Annotated in this window: 17 protein-coding genes; 13 read left to right on the top strand and 4 right to left on the bottom strand. The window is 36.8% G+C overall.

Annotation, left to right across the window (positions count from 1 at the left end; all coding sequences use genetic code 11):
- The first annotated feature begins 245 nt into the window (after positions 1-245).
- The 4 genes from EPI11_RS12680 (at position 246) to EPI11_RS12665 (ending at position 3,672) form a co-directional block, all read left to right on the top strand.
- Positions 246-470 carry a hypothetical protein gene (locus EPI11_RS12680; protein ID WP_128390353.1) on the top strand — a complete coding sequence of 75 codons (225 nt, stop codon included), beginning with the start codon at positions 246-248 and terminating at the stop codon, positions 468-470.
- Positions 471-690: 220 nt separating this feature from the next.
- Positions 691-2,415, top strand: coding sequence for an AHH domain-containing protein (locus EPI11_RS12675; protein ID WP_128390352.1), 1,725 nt, complete (start codon positions 691-693; stop codon positions 2,413-2,415).
- A gap of 5 nt (positions 2,416-2,420) precedes the next feature.
- Complete coding sequence (locus tag EPI11_RS12670; RefSeq protein ID WP_128390351.1) at positions 2,421-3,149, top strand: imm11 family protein; 729 nt, start codon at positions 2,421-2,423, stop codon at positions 3,147-3,149.
- A gap of 16 nt (positions 3,150-3,165) precedes the next feature.
- Positions 3,166-3,672, top strand: coding sequence for a hypothetical protein (locus EPI11_RS12665; RefSeq protein WP_128390350.1), 507 nt, complete (start codon positions 3,166-3,168; stop codon positions 3,670-3,672).
- 93 nt (positions 3,673-3,765) lie between these two features.
- Here the strand turns inward: EPI11_RS12665 and EPI11_RS12660 are convergent, their stop codons facing one another.
- Positions 3,766-4,665, bottom strand: coding sequence for a helix-turn-helix domain-containing protein (locus EPI11_RS12660; RefSeq protein ID WP_128390349.1), 900 nt, complete (start codon positions 4,663-4,665; stop codon positions 3,766-3,768).
- A gap of 222 nt (positions 4,666-4,887) precedes the next feature.
- Between EPI11_RS12660 and EPI11_RS12655 the strand changes: the two genes are divergently transcribed.
- The 6 genes from EPI11_RS12655 (at position 4,888) to EPI11_RS12630 (ending at position 11,563) form a co-directional block, all read left to right on the top strand.
- The gene (locus tag EPI11_RS12655; RefSeq protein ID WP_128390348.1) at positions 4,888-5,310 is read left to right on the top strand and encodes a hypothetical protein; all 423 of its coding nucleotides are present in this window, start codon (positions 4,888-4,890) and stop codon (positions 5,308-5,310) included.
- Between the two features lie 62 nt (positions 5,311-5,372).
- Complete coding sequence (locus EPI11_RS12650; protein WP_128390347.1) at positions 5,373-6,113, top strand: SDR family oxidoreductase; 741 nt, start codon at positions 5,373-5,375, stop codon at positions 6,111-6,113.
- Between the two features lie 124 nt (positions 6,114-6,237).
- Positions 6,238-9,504, top strand: coding sequence for a S41 family peptidase (locus tag EPI11_RS12645; protein ID WP_128390346.1), 3,267 nt, complete (start codon positions 6,238-6,240; stop codon positions 9,502-9,504).
- A gap of 153 nt (positions 9,505-9,657) precedes the next feature.
- Positions 9,658-10,077: an ester cyclase gene (locus tag EPI11_RS12640; protein WP_128390345.1), complete on the top strand. Its 420-nt coding sequence runs from the start codon at positions 9,658-9,660 to the stop codon at positions 10,075-10,077.
- 189 nt (positions 10,078-10,266) lie between these two features.
- Positions 10,267-11,115, top strand: a complete 849-nt coding sequence (locus tag EPI11_RS12635; RefSeq protein WP_128390344.1) for an SDR family NAD(P)-dependent oxidoreductase — start codon at positions 10,267-10,269, stop codon at positions 11,113-11,115.
- 142 nt (positions 11,116-11,257) lie between these two features.
- Entirely contained in the window at positions 11,258-11,563 is a 306-nt protein-coding gene (locus tag EPI11_RS12630) for an Atu4866 domain-containing protein (protein WP_128390343.1), read from the top strand.
- Positions 11,564-11,573: 10 nt separating this feature from the next.
- On the opposite strand, the gene EPI11_RS12625 is transcribed toward EPI11_RS12630, so the two are convergent.
- Both EPI11_RS12625 and EPI11_RS12620 read right to left on the bottom strand, forming a co-directional pair.
- Entirely contained in the window at positions 11,574-11,885 is a 312-nt protein-coding gene (locus tag EPI11_RS12625; protein ID WP_241657621.1) for a hypothetical protein, read from the bottom strand.
- A 74-nt stretch (positions 11,886-11,959) separates the two neighbouring features.
- Positions 11,960-12,892 (bottom strand): DMT family transporter, encoded by a 933-nt coding sequence (locus EPI11_RS12620; RefSeq protein WP_128390342.1) that lies wholly within the window; start codon positions 12,890-12,892, stop codon positions 11,960-11,962.
- 99 nt (positions 12,893-12,991) lie between these two features.
- On the opposite strand from EPI11_RS12620, the gene EPI11_RS12615 reads away from it, so the two are divergent.
- Positions 12,992-14,422, top strand: a complete 1,431-nt coding sequence (locus EPI11_RS12615) for an aminotransferase-like domain-containing protein (RefSeq protein WP_128390341.1) — start codon at positions 12,992-12,994, stop codon at positions 14,420-14,422.
- Between the two features lie 13 nt (positions 14,423-14,435).
- Here the strand turns inward: EPI11_RS12615 and EPI11_RS12610 are convergent, their stop codons facing one another.
- Positions 14,436-15,461: an LLM class flavin-dependent oxidoreductase gene (locus EPI11_RS12610; protein WP_128390340.1), complete on the bottom strand. Its 1,026-nt coding sequence runs from the start codon at positions 15,459-15,461 to the stop codon at positions 14,436-14,438.
- Positions 15,462-15,712: 251 nt separating this feature from the next.
- Between EPI11_RS12610 and EPI11_RS12605 the strand changes: the two genes are divergently transcribed.
- Both EPI11_RS12605 and EPI11_RS12600 read left to right on the top strand, forming a co-directional pair.
- Positions 15,713-16,126, top strand: coding sequence for a response regulator (locus tag EPI11_RS12605; protein WP_128390339.1), 414 nt, complete (start codon positions 15,713-15,715; stop codon positions 16,124-16,126).
- Positions 16,123-17,328, top strand: a complete 1,206-nt coding sequence (locus tag EPI11_RS12600; RefSeq protein ID WP_128390338.1) for a hybrid sensor histidine kinase/response regulator — start codon at positions 16,123-16,125, stop codon at positions 17,326-17,328. The genes EPI11_RS12605 and EPI11_RS12600 overlap by 4 nt, the downstream gene beginning before the upstream one ends.

Below are 17,328 nucleotides of genomic sequence, written 5' to 3'. Positions count from 1 at the left end.
GTAGTTTTGTAGAGTTAAAGTTAGTGATTTATAATTTATAATAAGGGTTAAATTGATAGTGTAAAACTACAGTATCAGCTAATCCAAAACCTTGAACCAGGACAAGAAATGACTACATTTAAAAAATTGAGAATAGTTTTAAATTAACTATTTAAGTTTTTTTTAATAAAATTATGGGAATACTTAAGTGTTTAAAGTTTTAACTTTGAGATTAGTCTAATATTAATCTAAAAAACACACTACTTATGAGAAAGGCATTTTTAAGAAATACTCTAATGGTTTCTTTGCTAGTTGCAGGACTTAGTTTTACATCTTGTAAAGACAAAAAAGAAGTTACCACCGAATCAGAAACTGTTATTGAAGGAGACGGTGATACGATCACTTCTACTGAAACGACAATTGACGAGACTGGAGCTAAAGATACTATATCGGTTACTACCGATACTATCACGGTTAAGAAACCAAAATAATATTAAAGAACACTCTGCCAAACAACAAATGTTAGGAGCAGAGCCGACAATTATTATTGTAGAAAGGACGACCAAATGGTCGTCCTTTCTTGTTTATTAAAAAAGTGCGGATTTCCCGCAATTGTTCTTAAAATTAATTAATTAGATTTGTCTTGTCAGAATTTACATTGTAAAAATGTTTTTTCTCTTTATCAATTACTAATCATTAAAATTACTAACAATGAAACAAAAATTGCGAATGATTATCAGGATAACGGTAATCTGCTTTTTTACTTTTTTTTTATCATGCCAAAATGAGGATATTAATTTGCATGAGATAAATGAAAATAAAGCTCCCCATCCTGAATGGGTCAATGCCCGGGATTTATTCTCAAGACTTAATACTCCTGAAATTAGAAATTCTCTAACTGAGATTACTTTAAGAAAAGAATTGCAAAAGAGTAGTATTACTGAATATGATGAAAAGTATTTTGAAAAGATCGTAACTACAAATTATACGAACTATTCTTTATATGTAAGTGAATATTCTGAGGAACAGCCTTATCATTTATTTTTTGTAGTAACAATAGATAATAAGAATGTTGAAAATGCCCTGTTTGTTAAGTATTCTCCTAAAGATGGAACAGCTCCTTTCAACATAAAGATGTTTACAGGCTTAATGGAGGTATATGATATAGACTATAATATTCAGGGAACAGCTCAATTTGTTTCAGGCAAGGTGACCGACGGAATTATGGTTACAGAAGAATGTACGACTACAACTTTTATTAGTGAGGTGCCATGCAGTAATGGAGGTGGTCATATGATAGGTGATACTTGCGATATAGGATATGTTAATAATGCGCATTATCAAATAAGTTCTGTTACAGAATGTCATAATGTTTACACTTTTGTTGGTGGTACTGGTGGGGGAGGCGGTGCTGGTGGAGGTAGCGGAATTTCTTATAATCAGGTATTTTTAAATAGCCTAACAGCTCCTCAAAAAGCCATTATGGATAAATATCCTGAAGTTTCAGAAGCTATTTTTAAACATATTCAATACTATGCAAATGGACTTGAATTTCCCAGAGAGATGCTTACTATATTAGCTGAAAGTGAAATTAATGAACCTCTAAAATCAGAAGGAATTAATGCTCTGAAAATGGCTTTGGCTACTAAAACTGGAGGTTATTTTACAAAACCCTTTGATACTAATTATCATCAACTCATAGATCCTTTTACAGATGTAAATTTAAATAGTGCACATATTGAACCGTGGATAATGTATTTTTCTGTGCAATGTGCTGTTTTACGACTCGAACATCCTGAATGGTCTACTGCAAAGGTATATTGGCATGCCTCGAAAGAGATGATCCATATTGGTCTTGATCTTGTTGGTCTTGTTCCTGTTGTTGGGGAAGTAGCAGATTTAGCCAATGGTGTTATTTATACGATTGAGGGTGATGGTCTTAATGCTTCATTGAGTTATGCTTCGGCAATACCTGTTGCAGGATGGGCAGCAGTTGGGGTCAAATATGCAAAAAAAACGATTGATATAACGAGTAGTTCTAAAACCACTCTTAAATGGATGGTAAAAACAGGAGATATAATAACTTTTGGTGATAGAACTCAATTGAGAAAAGTATTAAATTTAGCAAACGGAGATCCTAGGCAGGCGCATCATATAATCCCTTGGGCTAAGAGTACTCATCCAGCAATTCAAAAAGCAGCAAAATCTGGTAATGAATTTCATATGAATGAAGTTATTAATGGTATACCTTTGAATACTATTGTGCATAGTGGAAGTCATGCTGCTTATGATTTAAAAGTTATACAAAAGTTAAATGCCATACCTGCTAATGCGACTCCAGAACAGGCATACAATGCAGTATTAAATATTGTTCAGAATATTAGAGCAGCTATAATACTTAACCCTAATACTCATATAAATAATATTATATTCTAAATTCAATGAAATATTTTTGTTTAACTGAGAGCTTGGATACTAAGATAATAGGCAAATATGTGCAGGCTGAAAAAGCCGAATATCATTGCAGTGTATGGGATGAACCCAGATTTATTGAACATACACAATTTGAAAAAATCCATTTTGAACCTATAATTGCTAATGCTATCCTGTATCCTAAAGCAAAGATCACTGATCTCATAAGTGTAGTGTCGATGGGGTTTACTTTAAAGCTACTAATAAGTGGAAAACTAAAATCAATTCTTGAAAATTATAGGAAAACCGGGCTACAGTTTTTTAAATCGGACATTATACATAAAGGAAATTTTATTTCTGATTACTGGATTTTAAATGCTTATGAAATTGATATGCAGTTTATAGACTACAAAAGATCTGAAATTGTTTCAAGAAAACGTAAGTCTGAAGGAGGAACATTTTTGGTTACAGAGGATATAAATACGTTTGAAGAATTTAATAGAAAACAGAATGAAATAAAAGATTCTGATCCGGGAAGTATGTTTATAAAAAAAATCCATTTAATTGAAAATATAGATCAGGATTTCTTTATTTTATTACATGTTGAAGGAGCAGTTAAGTACGTTGTTTCTGAAAAACTTAAAAATGAAATAGAAGAGGCGGGTTGTACTGGCATTGAATTTCAACCAAGTGAATTATCCTACGACGAATGGTTAGCCCAAGAAGGACCAAGAGAAAAAATATATGGTAAAATTTAATTAGATTTTAAAAAGTATGGAGGGATTTCTTTCTGAAAATGTAATCCAGCAATGGATTGCTGAAGATGAAAAATTAAGTGATGCTTTGGTGGAAATCGAAAATCTTGGACTTTCAGAAAAAGAACAGGCAGAGGTAGTATTTCATAGAATATCAGATATGTATCAATTGCCAAAAATGCCTAATGATATTATAGATGAGGATGAAGACGAAGCTATTGTTGAAACTTATACAGGTGAAGGCGAAGATTATGATCCTTCGTCTGTATATCAGGAATTAGGACTAATTAAATACCTGAACCCTGATGAAGATCCTCGGGGTAATGTGCTTATGGCAATATATTTAGTGAAAAACAAATTACATGTTGATATTGATGAGGTCTATATAAAAAAATATGGCAGTAAAAAGAAAAGCAGAGGAATTGGATTTAAAGGCGAGAATACTAATGTTGAAATAGTTTTTGTAGATGAAGGCAAAAGCTGGTTTGAACTGGGATGTATATTGTTCATGAGATCAGTTGACTGATATTCTCTAAACAAGAAAGGACGACCAAATGGTCGTCCTTTCTTTATTTGCAAGTGTCATATTGAGCCTGTCGAAATAGGCACTTAAAGGAATTTAATTTCTAAATGATGAAGGCGTAGCGTTTGTAAGTTTCTTGAAGAAATGGTTAAAATGTGCCGACTCATCAAATCCAAGGGCATAACTGATCTCAGATATGTTCCAATCAGTATGGCGCAATAGTGCTTTGGCTTCGCTTAACAGACGTTCAAAAATATGATCTGATGTTGTTTTCCCTGTTGTTAGTTTAATGGCACGGTTAAGATGGTTAACGTGTACATTAAGCTGTCCGGCAAAGTCTTTGGCACTGCGCAATGCAAATTGTTGTGCCGGCGATTCAATTGGAAACTGTCTCTCCAATAGCTCTGTAAATACAGCAGTAATACGTGAATTGGCATCAATATGGGTATATAGTGTCTCGCTTGGACGCATTTTTATAGAGTAATGTACCATTTCCATAATGTAATTGCGTATCAGGTCAAACTTGAACTGATAGTCGCCTTTCATCTCTTCTACCATTTTTGTGAATACATTACTTATGTATTCGTCCTGTGAGTCGTCAAGCACATAGGCAGGACTCGCTCCCGGAGTATACATAGGCAGGTCTTTTAGGCTGCTGCGAAGGTGCTCGCTAAAAAAAGCATCCTTGAAGATACAGAAAAAACCGCTTGCCGAAGCTGTTATTGCTTCAAAAGTGTAGGGCACAGTTGGATTAAAGAATAACAATGTTGTTCCGTTTACCTCTAAACTTTTATCGGCATAATGGTATATATAATGACCGCGTATAAGTGCTATCTTGTAGTAATCCCTTCGGGTGTATTTAACAGGTTCTTTGCCCGGGCCCACACAATCTTCATGTCTAAAAACATTAAAGTGGCCAAGGTCTTTTTGAAGCCCTTCGGGCATCCAGTTAAATTTGTGCTGGTATAAATCTTCAAGTGTTTCTGTCTTTGGCATGATTTATAGTGTTTTAAGTAGTAGGTGAGTTAATTTTGTTACTACAAAAGTAAAACGAACTTCATCATAAAGATATGCAAAATGCAAATCATTGATTGTATAATTCAAACAATTTTAGTGGACTTCATTTTATTGATGTTTGAATCCTACAAGTATTCATTTGAAACGGGTAACGATCAATAAAAGCATCAGGAATATCTTTGCTTCATAATTTATCGTATTGTGAAAAGATGCAGCACCTCATTACCGGATTACCAGATTAACACATCTATTGTTCCAAAACAAGGCTGGTACACCTTCTGTTTTATTCGCGGAAGCGAAGACAATGCGTTATTATTTTTTAACCCGGATGCTAGTGTGGTACCCAAACTGAAGGGTTCACAATGCACTTTTGCCATTAAAGAAGAACTATTACCCAAACAGGTGCGTGAAGGATTGTCGCAATACCCTTTGTTTTATCAGGACGGCAACGGACCCTTTATAATAAGTAAACAGGAATTCTGTACTGTATCAGGTCTTTTCGAGAAACTTACTTCCCATATGAGTACGGCCTATATTTATAAAGACCAATTACTCATCAATCTTACGCTGCAGCTTATTCATTTTGTGATCAAGCATTTTGTAAAGCTGAAAAAAGCAGAATAACAGTTCGTTTTGTAAATTAGGGTTTGGTATTCTAAAGCAATAAATGAAATACATACAATAGGATGAAAACATTAGACAAAAAAGTAATATTGATCACAGGATCTTCAAGAGGAATTGGTGCTGCAATAGCAATAAAAATGGCTGGTGCAGGGGCAAAAGTAATCGTTAACTATGCCGGAGGCAAAGAAGCTGCTGAAGATGTGGTAAACCAGATAAAAACAGCGGGTGGCGATGCAATAGCCCTACAGGCAGATGTGAGCAAGTCGGTTGAAGTAAAAAAAATGTTTGATGAGGCAATTGCCTATTATGGTAGGATCGATGTATTGGTTAACAATGCAGGAGTTATGATAACCAAAACAATCAAAGAGACTACCGATGAAGATTTTAACCGCCAGTTTGATATCAATGTGCGAGGTACTTTTAATACCATGCGTGAAGCTGCCGATAAGCTTGCTGATAACGGAACGGTCATTAATTTCTCAACATCGGTTAATCGTATTATGATTCCGGGTTATGCAACCTATGTGGCTACAAAAGCAGCTGTAGAGCAGTTAACCCGTGTGTTCTCTAAAGAAGTTGGAAGTAGAGGGATCAATGTGAATTCTGTATCTCCGGGGCCAACGAACACTGAATTGTTTACCAATGGTAAATCTCAGGAAGTTATAGATCGTTTAGCTGCATTGTCTCCTTTTAACCGTATTGGTGAACCTAATGATATTTCGGAGATCGTACTGTTTCTTGCCAGTGATCAGGCAAAATGGATCAATGCACAAAACATTGGCGTAAATGGTGGAATGGCATAAAAATGATGGTATATAAAGCAAACAACTGGAAAATGAGGTAATTGACCGTGAAAACCTATTATTTGCTAACAGAATACAGTAAATAAATTATATTTGTTAAAGATAACAAAATGTAATTTTTATTATGAGAAAGTATCTCTGTTTCGCCTTATTATTAGTTTTAAATACTACATATTCTCAGGTTGCACCTAACCTGAATAATAATCCTAAATGGCTGCGCAATGCAGCCATATCACCCGATGGATCTCAGATCGCTTTTTCATATCAGGGCGATATCTTTAAAGTTCCTGCAAATGGAGGAGAAGCTATACGGCTAACTATTCACGAAGCTTATGACGGCGATCCGGTTTGGAGCCATGACGGTAAGCAAATAGCCTTTTCATCGATGCGTTATGGAAATAAAGACGTTTTTGTAATGCCATCCGGTGGAGGTATTGCAAAGCGGCTGACCTACCATTCAGCAGATGATATTCCGAGTGACTTTTCGCTTTCAGATGATAAGGTAATATTCAACTCTTCCCGTTTGGATGATGTGTCTTCTTCAATATTCCCTACTGCGGTTTTATCAGAACTGTATGAGATCAAAGTGAGTGGAGGTCAGGAAAAACAAATTATTTCTACTCCGGCAGAAATGGCAAACTACAGTGATGATGGTTCAATGCTGTTCTTCCATGATAAAAAAGGGTACGAAGATCCTTGGCGTAAACATCAAAACTCATCAGTTACCCGTGACCTATGGCTTTACAATACAAAAAGTAATACTTATTCTCAGGTTACTGAAACTTCTACTGAAGAGCGTAACCCGGTTTTTGGAAGTAACAATGGTTATTTTTTCCTTAGTGAAAGAGATGGTACATTCAATGTATGGAAAGCAACTTTGCAGGGAAATAAAGAGAGCAATGCTCAGCAGGTTACCAATTTCAAAAAGCACCCTGTTCGCTTTTTAAGCCGCTCAAATAATGGTGTTTTATGTTATACATGGGATGGCGAAATTTATACCCAGACCGAAGGAGGTCAGCCTAAAAAATTAGATATTCATTTACAGTCAGATGAAAGATATAACGAAAAAGTGATGGAGCCTATTCGTGAAGGTGCCGAAAAATTCTCGGTTTCACCTAACGGAAAAGAGATCGCTTTTATCGTGCATGGCGAAGTATTCGTTGCTTCGGTTGAATTTGGACAAACAAAAAGAATTACTGATACTCCGGAACAGGAACGTGATATACAGTTTAGTACTGATGGTAAAAAGCTGCTTTACTCTGGTGAGCGTGGAGGCTGTTGGAACATTTATGAAGCTACTATTGTAAATACTAATGAAAAATATTTCTTTGACGCTACACAGATAAAAGAAACTACTGTGATCAGTTCGGGCAAAGAATCGTTCCAGGCACAATATTCACCGGATGGCAAAGAGATCGCTTTCCTTGAAGACCGTACTACAATAAGGATACTTAACAGGGCATCAGGTAATGTAAGGACTGTTTTGGCAGGAAAATATAATTATTCATATAGCGACGGAGATCAATATTACACATGGTCCCCGGATAGTAAATGGCTATTGGTAACGTATATGGCTTATGAGCGTTGGAATACAGATATCGGACTGTTGAATGTTTCGGATGGCAAAATGCCGATAAATCTTAGTGAAAGCGGATACAACAACCAACAGCCAAAATTTGGCATGAATGGAGAAATGGTATATTGGTCTTCTGATAAAGAAGGATACCGCTCTCACGGTAGCTGGGGTTCTGAAAGTGATGTATATGCGATCTTCTTAACGGAGAATGCCCAGAAGAAATTCCAATTGAATAAAGCAGAGTATGCTTTATGGAAAGAACAGGAAGATGCTAAAGACAAGGACAAAGATAAAGAGGCGGATAAAAAGGACAAGAGTAAAGATAAAAAGGAGAAAAAAGAGGAAGCCGTAAAAACTTTAAAAATAGATTTCGAAGGTTTGCATGACCGTAAGGAAAAGTTAACCATCCATTCGTCTAAACTGTCTGATTTTATTTTAGATAAAGATGGTGAAAATCTGTATTACCTAACCCGTTTTGAGGAAGGAACCAACCTATGGCGTACCAAGTTCAGAGAAAAAGAAACTAAATTGTTTGTTAACCTGAACGGTATTGGATCTGATCTTGAATTCGATAAAAATGAGGAAAATCTATTCCTGCTTGATAGAGGTGGTAAGCTGGCTAAGATCAATGTTAAAGACGGTAAAAAGGATATTATCAACTTCTCGTCGGATATGAATCTTAATGAAACAGCCGAACGTAACTATATGTTTGAGCACGCCTGGAGACAATTCAAGAAGAAATTCTATCTGGAAGACCTGCACGGTGTGGATTGGGATTTTTATAAGAAAGAATACGCTAAGTTTTTACCTTATATAAACAACTCGGTAGATTTTGCCGATTTGCTTGGAGAAATGCTTGGAGAAGTGAATGCATCTCATACAGGAGGACGCTACCGTCCGCAGCCTACCAAGTTTAATGACTATACCGCTTCACTAGGTATTTATATCGACAATTCTTATACAGGTAATGGTGTAAAAATTGCTGAGGTAATGGATAAGAGTCCGCTATTAAAAGCAAAACAAAAAATCACATCAGGGGTAATTATTGAGGCTATTGATGATGTTAAGATCACCCCTGAGCAAAACTACTATGCTCTTTTAAACAGAAAAGCCGATAAGAAAACGCTGGTTTCTTTATATGATGCTAAATCGGGTAAACGCTGGAATGAGGTTATTGAACCAATAGCACTTTGGCAGGAAAATAGATTGGCCTATGAGCGTTGGGTAAAGAACAGGGAGAAAGATGTGGAGAAACTATCGAACGGACGTTTAGGGTATGTTCACGTTACCGGGATGGACTCAGAAAGTTTCCGTCAGGTATTTGAAAAAGCACTGGGTAAGTACAACAACAAAGAAGCCCTTATTGTAGATACACGTTTTAATGGCGGTGGATGGTTGCATGATGACCTTGCTACTTTTTTAAGCGGTAAGCCCTATATGAGCTTTGAGCCCAGAGGGCAAAAAATGGGATCAGAACCGTTGTTTAAATGGCAGAAACCCTCTGCAGTATTAATTAGTGAAGGTAATTATTCTGATGCGCACATGTTCCCATATACCTATAAAGCACTGGATATTGGTAAACTTATTGGTATGCCGGTACCAGGTACAGGAACTGCAGTATGGTGGGAAAGAATGATAGACGGTAAAACTATTTTTGGTATTCCGCAAATAGGAATGCGCACAACAAAAGAAGGAAAGCTAATGGAGAATTTCCAATTGGAACCGGATGTTAAAGTAAAAAATGAACCTGCTAAAACAAATGTAGGGGATGATCAGCAATTGCAAAAAGCGGTCGAAGAACTACTTAGAAAATAAGATTCAAGGATCATAGATATAACTTTAAGATAACAGCCGCTTTATGCGGCTGTTCTTTATTGTTTGAATTTTGAAACAATTGCTTTGTATCCTACAATTATTTAGGTTTAGTTGGGTAGTATGTTTGTACCGTCAAATAAACCATAGTGCAAAATGAAAAACGAAGAGAACAGGAGTGTTATACAAGGATTGTATGCTGCCATAAACGTAAAAGACTTTGAGTACATAAAAACTCTGGGGCATGAAAAAAGCGAATGGTTTGATATACCTTTTAACAGCACTACAATTGGGGAATCATCGATTGTAGCATCGTGGGAAAAAAGGTTTACAATTTTTCCGGATGTAACTTATGAGATCAAAAACCTGATCGCTACAGATAGTTACGTTATTGTACAGGGTATTGAAAGAGGTACCCATAATGGGACATTGAAACTTTATGAAAAAGAGGTAGAACCCAAGGGAACTGCAATTGAAGTAGGGTTTTGTGATGTATACTATTTAGAAAGCGGCAAGATACTTAAAGCCAATTCTAATTTTGACGTATGCAGCCTGTTACGCCAGCTTGCAGCCTAAAACAATATATTTTCCTACTACTATAAAGCCGCTTCGTGTGGCTTTTCTGTTTTTTAATATTTCATGGTTTTTCGCAAGTAAGCTGTTTGTTTGAATACTGCAAATATTGCTTTGGATGCTGCAATAATACCGCTTTACTGTCGCCATAACTTTGCTGTATCAAATTATAACAATCAATTATAAAGACAAATGGAAAATTCAAATCAAAAAGTATGGTTTATTACAGGAGCTTCTAAAGGATTAGGACTTGCTCTTGCGAAACGATTATTAAACGAAGGCCACAAAGTCGCTGCGACTTCAAGAAGTATAAATGATCTTGAAACAGCAATAGGCAATCACACCAATTTTTTACCGCTGGCAGTTAGTATTGTAGATGAAAACAGCGTTGCCCAGGCTGTTGATAAAACAGTAAATTACTTTGGACAAATCGATGTAGTGGTAAACAATGCAGGTTATGGACTTGCGGGTGCACTGGAAGAACTTACCGATACCGAAGCCAGACAAAATTTTGATGTAAATGTATTCGGCTCATTAAATGTTATCCGTTATGTATTACCTCATTTAAGAAAACAGGGATCAGGGCACATTTTTAATATTGCCTCTATAGGTGGGTTTACCGGTGCTTTCCCTGGTTTTGGAATTTATTGTGCTACAAAATTTGCAGTACATGGATTTACCGAATCTCTTGCGGCTGAGGTTAAACCTTTCGGTATCTATGCAACTGTAGTTTCACCCGGTTATTTTAGGACCAATTTCCTAAAAGATTCATCACTTAATATTCCCCAAAATCCATTGGATGCTTATGCAAGTGTAAGGGAGATACAGGCATTGCATGAAAATGAAATTAATGGGAATCAGCCTGGCGATCCTGAAAAAGCAGCAGCAGTAATGATAGAGGTAGCTTCACAACAGCAACCACCATTACACCTTTTCCTGGGAGCTGATGCTTATGGCTTAGCCGAGACCAAAATTGAATCGGTAAAAAATGACCTTGAGTCAGTACGTCACATTGCTACGGCAACCAACTTTGATAACTAATTAAGAACATGGCTCCGGGTTTCGGAGCCATATTTTTTAGTAAATGTTTGAATTATACAGATAATGATGTTTTTAATACAATAATATAGCTGTATTGGTGTTGTAAATTTGTTTGATAGAAATAACCTTTAATTTAAAACATATGAAAGCAGTTTACATGATGCTCAGCGGACTGATACTCTCATTAGGAGTAACAGTAGCAATGGCCGGGCTTTTATCAATAAGTTCACTAACAAAGTCTAACACTAAAAATAATACCGAAAAGCAGGAGCAATTTACAGGAATGTGGGTAACTAAAGAGGGGCATGTCCGTAAGGATCTATTACCCGATGGGCGTTATGATATAACACTGGAAAATACCGCTGGTGCTTATAAGGACTGTTATGCTGTAAATAGTAGTCACATTGATTATAAAGAAGGTAATAATAAAAAAGGGCAATCAAATTGATTGCCCTTTTTTATGCATAATCTTTTTCTAATGCAGTGAATATTTCGTTATTGAGGAGTCCGCTTCCACCACCATAATGCTGAACGATTTTGCATTTCGGATTATGAATACTAAAAATTTCCCTCAATCGGTCTTCATCATCCTGAGGAATGCCACAGCCCAGTAACACAATACTGAAATTGATCTTCATGAAAAGTTGAATGGCAATGATGTTACTTTCAGACCCGATAGCATTCCAGTTTTCATTCTTATTGATCAGTCGCACAACAGTTTCCAGTATCTCCGGATGCGTGCCTATGTAAAGTATGTTTATCTTTTCCATAATTAACTGTTTTAATAGGCAAAGGTGTGGTCTATACACAAAGCCTGCATTGAACTAAGACAAGAAATCACTATTTAGCTTACGATAGCTTTAATGGTCTTTTTTACTTTTAGTACTGCCGTTCGATAGCCTGAGTTGATGAGGTAAACACCATACAATGTTGTAACCAGTGCCAATACCGTTATCCAGGTAATTTTTTCATTAAGGATAATTACGCCAAGTAGTATTGCAATTATCGGGTTTACATAGGCATAGGTAGATACCATTACTATTGGTAAATGTTTAATAGCATACAGATAGCTTAAATAGGATAATAATGAACCTATGAGTATTAGATACAGCAATGCCCAAAGGCTGTCTGATGTTACGGCTGATAACTGACTGTAATCGTCAAAGATTAAAGAGAACAGTAATAAACCCAATCCACCACTAATAAACTGTATAGTAGCATTGGTATACGGATTGGTGTTAAAGGTAGTATGCTTCATGTACACACTTCCCAAAGCCCAGAATACCGAAGCACCAAAAACAGCCAGTACACCCCACATATATTCTGGTTTGGCAAGATCAGCAAGGTTGTCTTTAAATATCAATAGGATACCGGTACAGCCCAATACGAACCCTAAAATAATTTTGAGGTTAAATTGTTTCTGCTCTTTTCCTGAGATAACATTGATGATCACAAGAAAAATTGGCATTACTGAAATGATCAGTGCAGCAAGCCCGCTAGGTATATAAAGCTCTGCCCATCCTACAATTCCGTTACCTAAAGTAATAAGCAGTATACCCGGTATTACCTGTTTTATAATATCGGAGAAATTTACTTTTTCGGTCTTTTTAAAAATGAATAAAAGCGTTAGAAGCAATACCCCGGCACTAACCTGTCGTATAGCCGAGAATAAAAATGCAGGAAATGTTTCTACCCCTATGCGCAATGCCAGGTAGGTTGTTCCCCAAAATATACATACGATAAGCAATGCTATGATCGCTTTTGTTTTTGTTTCCATACGTTTTTACTATTGATTGATGTCATACAAAATTCAGTTAAATTTTATTACCAATACAGATACAATTTTAGTAAATTTGACCAGTACAGTTTAATTACTATGGAAAAACTAAAAACAGACTATATCTACCGTAAGATTGCGGGAAATATTGAGAAGAAAATAATGGACGGCGTTCTTAAAACCGGTGATAAGCTGCCTTCTGTGAGGCTTATAAGTCAGGAGAACGGCATAAGTATCAGTACGGCATTACAATCCTATTATGCGCTCGAAAGCAAAGGATTGATTGAAGCAAGACCACAATCTGGGTATTATGTAACCCATTGTACCCGTACATTACCTGATCTTGTAACAACGAGTCAGCCTAACAATTGGGCAGGTCACGAAGAGACCGAAAACATTATTGCAAGGGTATACTCTGAAATAGGGAAGAAAGGAAATATTCAGTTTTCATTGGGTGTTCCGGCTATAGAGCTGCTTCCTGTAGCCAAACTGAATAAAGCAATTGTGCATGCACTACGCGAAATGGATGATAGTGGTACATCTTATGAGCCGGTAGAAGGGAATTTGCGCCTCAGGCGCCAGATAGCCCGACATTCTTATACCTGGGGAGGGAATTTAAAAGAAGATGATATTATAACGGCTTCAGGCTGTATGAATGCATTGGCAAATTGTTTGGTATCATTAGTATCTAAAGGTGATACGATTGCAGTAGAAAGTCCTGTGTATTTTGGGATATTGCAATTGGCACAAAGCTTAGGATTGAATGTATTGGAGCTTCCTACCAATGCCTGTACGGGTATAGAGATTGAGGCTTTAGAGAAAGAGCTTAAAAATAATAAAATACAATTATGTTTACTGGTAAGTAACTTTAGCAATCCGCTAGGAAGTACCATGCCCGATGAGCACAAGAAAAAGGTAGTAGAACTGATGGAACATTATAATATACCCCTTATAGAAGATGATCTTTATGGCGATGTGTACTTTGGTGCACATCGGCCGAAATCATTAAAAACCTACGACCAGAGCGGTAATGTACTGTGGTGCGGATCGTTTTCTAAAACATTGGCTCCCGGATATAGGGTAGGCTGGATCGCTCCGGGGAAATTTAAGGAAAAGATCATAAAAACAAAATTGTTCCACAATATCTCGTCTACAACACTAACGCAGGAAGCTATAGGCGGTTTTCTTGAAAACGGACGTTATGAAAATCACCTAAGAAAGATTAGGAATACACTGCATGGCAATTCGCTTAACTTTTTAAGGACTATTGGAGAGAGCTTTCCTGACGATACTAAAGTAACCAGACCACAGGGAGGATTTATACTTTGGGTGGAACTCAATAAAAATGTAGATGCTTTTAAACTCTATGAACAGGCTCTAAAACATAAAATAAGCATAGCACCGGGCAGAATGTTTACCCTGCAAAAGCAATACAATAACTGTGTACGTTTAAGTTATGGCATGCATTGGGATGAACAGGTTCAGGAAGGGTTAATTAAAATTGGAACGTTAACAAAGGAGCTTATTTAGCTCAGGGTAAGACTTAAGAATTTACTAACGAAATTACACGTGTACCTACCAGATTGATAGCTTTTAGCAATTGTTCGTGCGATAGCTCGGCATTGTCCATCTGGAATGTAAATCGCGATATACCGCCTAAAGCTTCGCTGTGGCGTAATAATTTATCGGCTACTTCTTCGGGGCTGCCCACTAATAAAGCACCTCTCGGTCCATTTTGAGCATCAAAGTGCTGACGCGTTATGGGTGGCCAGCCGCGCTCACGCCCAATGCGGGTGAAGGTTTTAGCATAACCAGGAAAGAAATCTTCAACGGCTTCTTTAGTAGTTTCAGCGACATAGCCCAGTGAATGTAATCCTACTTTTAAGGTTTCGGGAGAATGCCCTGCTTTTTCTCCTGCCTCTTTATACAGGTCAATTAGCGGACGAAAACGATGTGTTTCACCGCCTATAACAGCCACCATTAGGGGTAAACCAAGTGTACCGGCACGCACAAACGATTCGGGAGTACCGCCTACACCCAGCCAAACAGGTAATGGGTCTTGCAATGGTCTTGGGTAAATAGGTTGATTGTTCAATGCCGGCCTGAATTTACCGGACCATGTTACATATTCATTATCACGAATAGTAAGTAAAAGATCAAGCTTTTCGGCGAAGAGCTCATTATAATCATGAAGGTTATACCCAAACAACGGGAATGATTCGGTAAAAGAACCGCGTCCTACTACCATCTCAGCACGTCCCTGAGAAATAAGGTCCAGCGTAGCAAAGCTTTGAAAAACCCTCACAGGATCGGCAGCACTAAGAACGGTAACTGCACTGGATAGTTTTATGCGCTTCGTTCGGCTTGCAGCAGCAGCTAGTAGTATTGCGGGAGCAGAATCCAGAAATTCTTTACGATGGTGCTCTCCAATACCAAACACATCAAGTCCGGCTTTATCTGCCTGTTCTATACGTTCCAGTAACTCATTAAGTGAATTCATGCTGTGAACAGGAGTACCTGTTTCGTTTGTAACAGGCGTTGCGGCAAAACTATCAATCCCAATTTCCATGGTGCTTCTTTTTTGTAAATTACTACGAATATACAAAAACATTGAAAGCTGCCGATTGGCTTTGTCTATAAGGATTTCATAAAATAAATATATGGGCAGTAGTGAATGGGACTTAATAAATTGACAGTGATAAATAATGTAAAATAAACTCTAAATGCGTAGTTTTGATGTTTTAGATGTAAATTTAAGGTCTGCAGGATTAACACCTGTTTAACACATCTTTTTTATACTTTTGAAACGTGGGTAAAAAAATGAGAACAATACTTTTTGTAGATGATGATCAGGACGATCAGCTACTTTTTCAGGAGGCTCTTTCAGAGGCAGATAGCACGGCTGTATACCTTAGTGCTACTGATGGTGTTGACCTTTTTGAAAAACTTAATACTGGTAAAACAGCAACACCCGATCTTATTTTTATGGATATTAATATGCCAAAAATGAATGGTATAGAGAGCCTTAAAGAATTAAAAAGATCTGAACGTTTTAAATCTATACCGGTTATTATGTATTCTACATCTTCGTCTAAAGAACATCAAAAAATTTGTCTTGAAAGCGGAGCAATAGGATATGTTGAAAAACCTAATGATTTTGACCAGATATGCGCCAGGATCAAAAGTATTTTACACAACGGATTACTTTTCCGCCAAAATGATGTGCCTTTATGATATTAATTGTAGATGATATAAGGGCAAACATTATAGCCTTAAAAAAAATACTTGAAATTCAGGGTTTCGAAGTTGATACTGCCGAATCGGGAGAGGAAGCTTTGAAGAAAATACTCAAGAAGAACTACTCTCTAATTATCATGGATGTGCAGATGCCCGGCATGGATGGATTTGAAGCTGTAGAAACCCTGGCAGGAAGCAATAGAACTAAAGATATTCCTGTAATCTTTTTATCAGCAGTAAATAAAGAAAAAAAGTTTATCTCTAAAGGATACGCAAGCGGAGGTGTAGATTATATAACTAAACCTGTTGATCCAGATTTGCTTATCCTGAAAGTAAAGACATTCTTAAAGCTTTACGACCAGCAGAATGAACTTAAAAATATCAGGGATCTCTTATCTAAAGAAATCGAAATAAGAAAAGAAGCACAGGAAAACCTCGAACTTAAAGTTACCGAAAGAACGCAGGAATTGCTTGTTAAAAATGAAGAGCTGGAATTTAGAAACCATGAACTGCAACAATTTGCATGGGTAGTATCTCATGATCTTAAAGAACCTTTAAGAAAGATCGAGATCTTTGTTAAAATGATCCAGGAACGTTATTTAAAAGATGATGATACTGCCAGAGATTATGTACAGCGTACCATACGTTCTGCACAGCGAATGGCCAGACTTATTACAGACCTTCTTGATTATTCCCGACTGTCTTCGACAGTCGTTCCTGTAAAAACCGATCTGAACGAAATTTTCAATGAAGTTTTATCTGATTTTGATTATGTAATAGAACAGAAAAAGGCGGTTATTACAATACAGCCGATGCCTATGGTAACAGGAGTTTCCAGCCAGCTGCGACAGCTGTTTCAAAACCTTGTAGGCAACTCTTTAAAATTTGCAAAGGTGGGAATAGCGCCCGTAATAGAGGCTACTGTCGAAATTATTGAAGAGAAAAATTTTGAAAGTAAAATTTCGCAATCGGGCAAATTTTGCAGGATAGTAGTAAAAGATAACGGCATTGGGTTTAGTGAAATTTATCTGGATAAGATATTTAAAATTTTCCAAAGCCTTAATGATCGTAATAGCTATGAAGGCACCGGAATAGGTCTTGCAATAGCAAATAAAATAATAGAAAGACACAATGGTTTAATAACAGCAAAAAGCAGCCCCGATAATGGTGCAAGCTTTATTATTGTATTGCCATTATAA

The sequence above is a fragment of the Flavobacterium cerinum genome (assembly GCF_004028155.1).
Taxonomy (GTDB): Bacteria; Bacteroidota; Bacteroidia; order Flavobacteriales; family Flavobacteriaceae; genus Flavobacterium; species Flavobacterium cerinum.
Note: the sequence above shows the minus strand (reverse complement) of the source record. Positions and strands in the feature narration are given on the sequence as shown.

Coding starts and splice junctions, on each gene's coding strand:
- EPI11_RS12680 (WP_128390353.1), top strand. CDS start 246: ATGAGAAAGGCATTTTTAAGAAATACTCTAATGGTTTCTTTGCTAGTT.
- EPI11_RS12620 (WP_128390342.1), bottom strand. CDS start 12,892: ATGGAAACAAAAACAAAAGCGATCATAGCATTGCTTATCGTATGTATA.
- EPI11_RS12625 (WP_241657621.1), bottom strand. CDS start 11,885: ATGGAAAAGATAAACATACTTTACATAGGCACGCATCCGGAGATACTG.
- EPI11_RS12630 (WP_128390343.1), top strand. CDS start 11,258: ATGAAAGCAGTTTACATGATGCTCAGCGGACTGATACTCTCATTAGGA.
- EPI11_RS12600 (WP_128390338.1), top strand. CDS start 16,123: ATGATATTAATTGTAGATGATATAAGGGCAAACATTATAGCCTTAAAA.
- EPI11_RS12660 (WP_128390349.1), bottom strand. CDS start 4,665: ATGCCAAAGACAGAAACACTTGAAGATTTATACCAGCACAAATTTAAC.
- EPI11_RS12640 (WP_128390345.1), top strand. CDS start 9,658: ATGAAAAACGAAGAGAACAGGAGTGTTATACAAGGATTGTATGCTGCC.
- EPI11_RS12605 (WP_128390339.1), top strand. CDS start 15,713: ATGAGAACAATACTTTTTGTAGATGATGATCAGGACGATCAGCTACTT.
- EPI11_RS12670 (WP_128390351.1), top strand. CDS start 2,421: ATGAAATATTTTTGTTTAACTGAGAGCTTGGATACTAAGATAATAGGC.
- EPI11_RS12635 (WP_128390344.1), top strand. CDS start 10,267: ATGGAAAATTCAAATCAAAAAGTATGGTTTATTACAGGAGCTTCTAAA.
- EPI11_RS12650 (WP_128390347.1), top strand. CDS start 5,373: ATGAAAACATTAGACAAAAAAGTAATATTGATCACAGGATCTTCAAGA.
- EPI11_RS12675 (WP_128390352.1), top strand. CDS start 691: ATGAAACAAAAATTGCGAATGATTATCAGGATAACGGTAATCTGCTTT.
- EPI11_RS12645 (WP_128390346.1), top strand. CDS start 6,238: ATGAGAAAGTATCTCTGTTTCGCCTTATTATTAGTTTTAAATACTACA.
- EPI11_RS12610 (WP_128390340.1), bottom strand. CDS start 15,461: ATGGAAATTGGGATTGATAGTTTTGCCGCAACGCCTGTTACAAACGAA.
- EPI11_RS12665 (WP_128390350.1), top strand. CDS start 3,166: ATGGAGGGATTTCTTTCTGAAAATGTAATCCAGCAATGGATTGCTGAA.
- EPI11_RS12615 (WP_128390341.1), top strand. CDS start 12,992: ATGGAAAAACTAAAAACAGACTATATCTACCGTAAGATTGCGGGAAAT.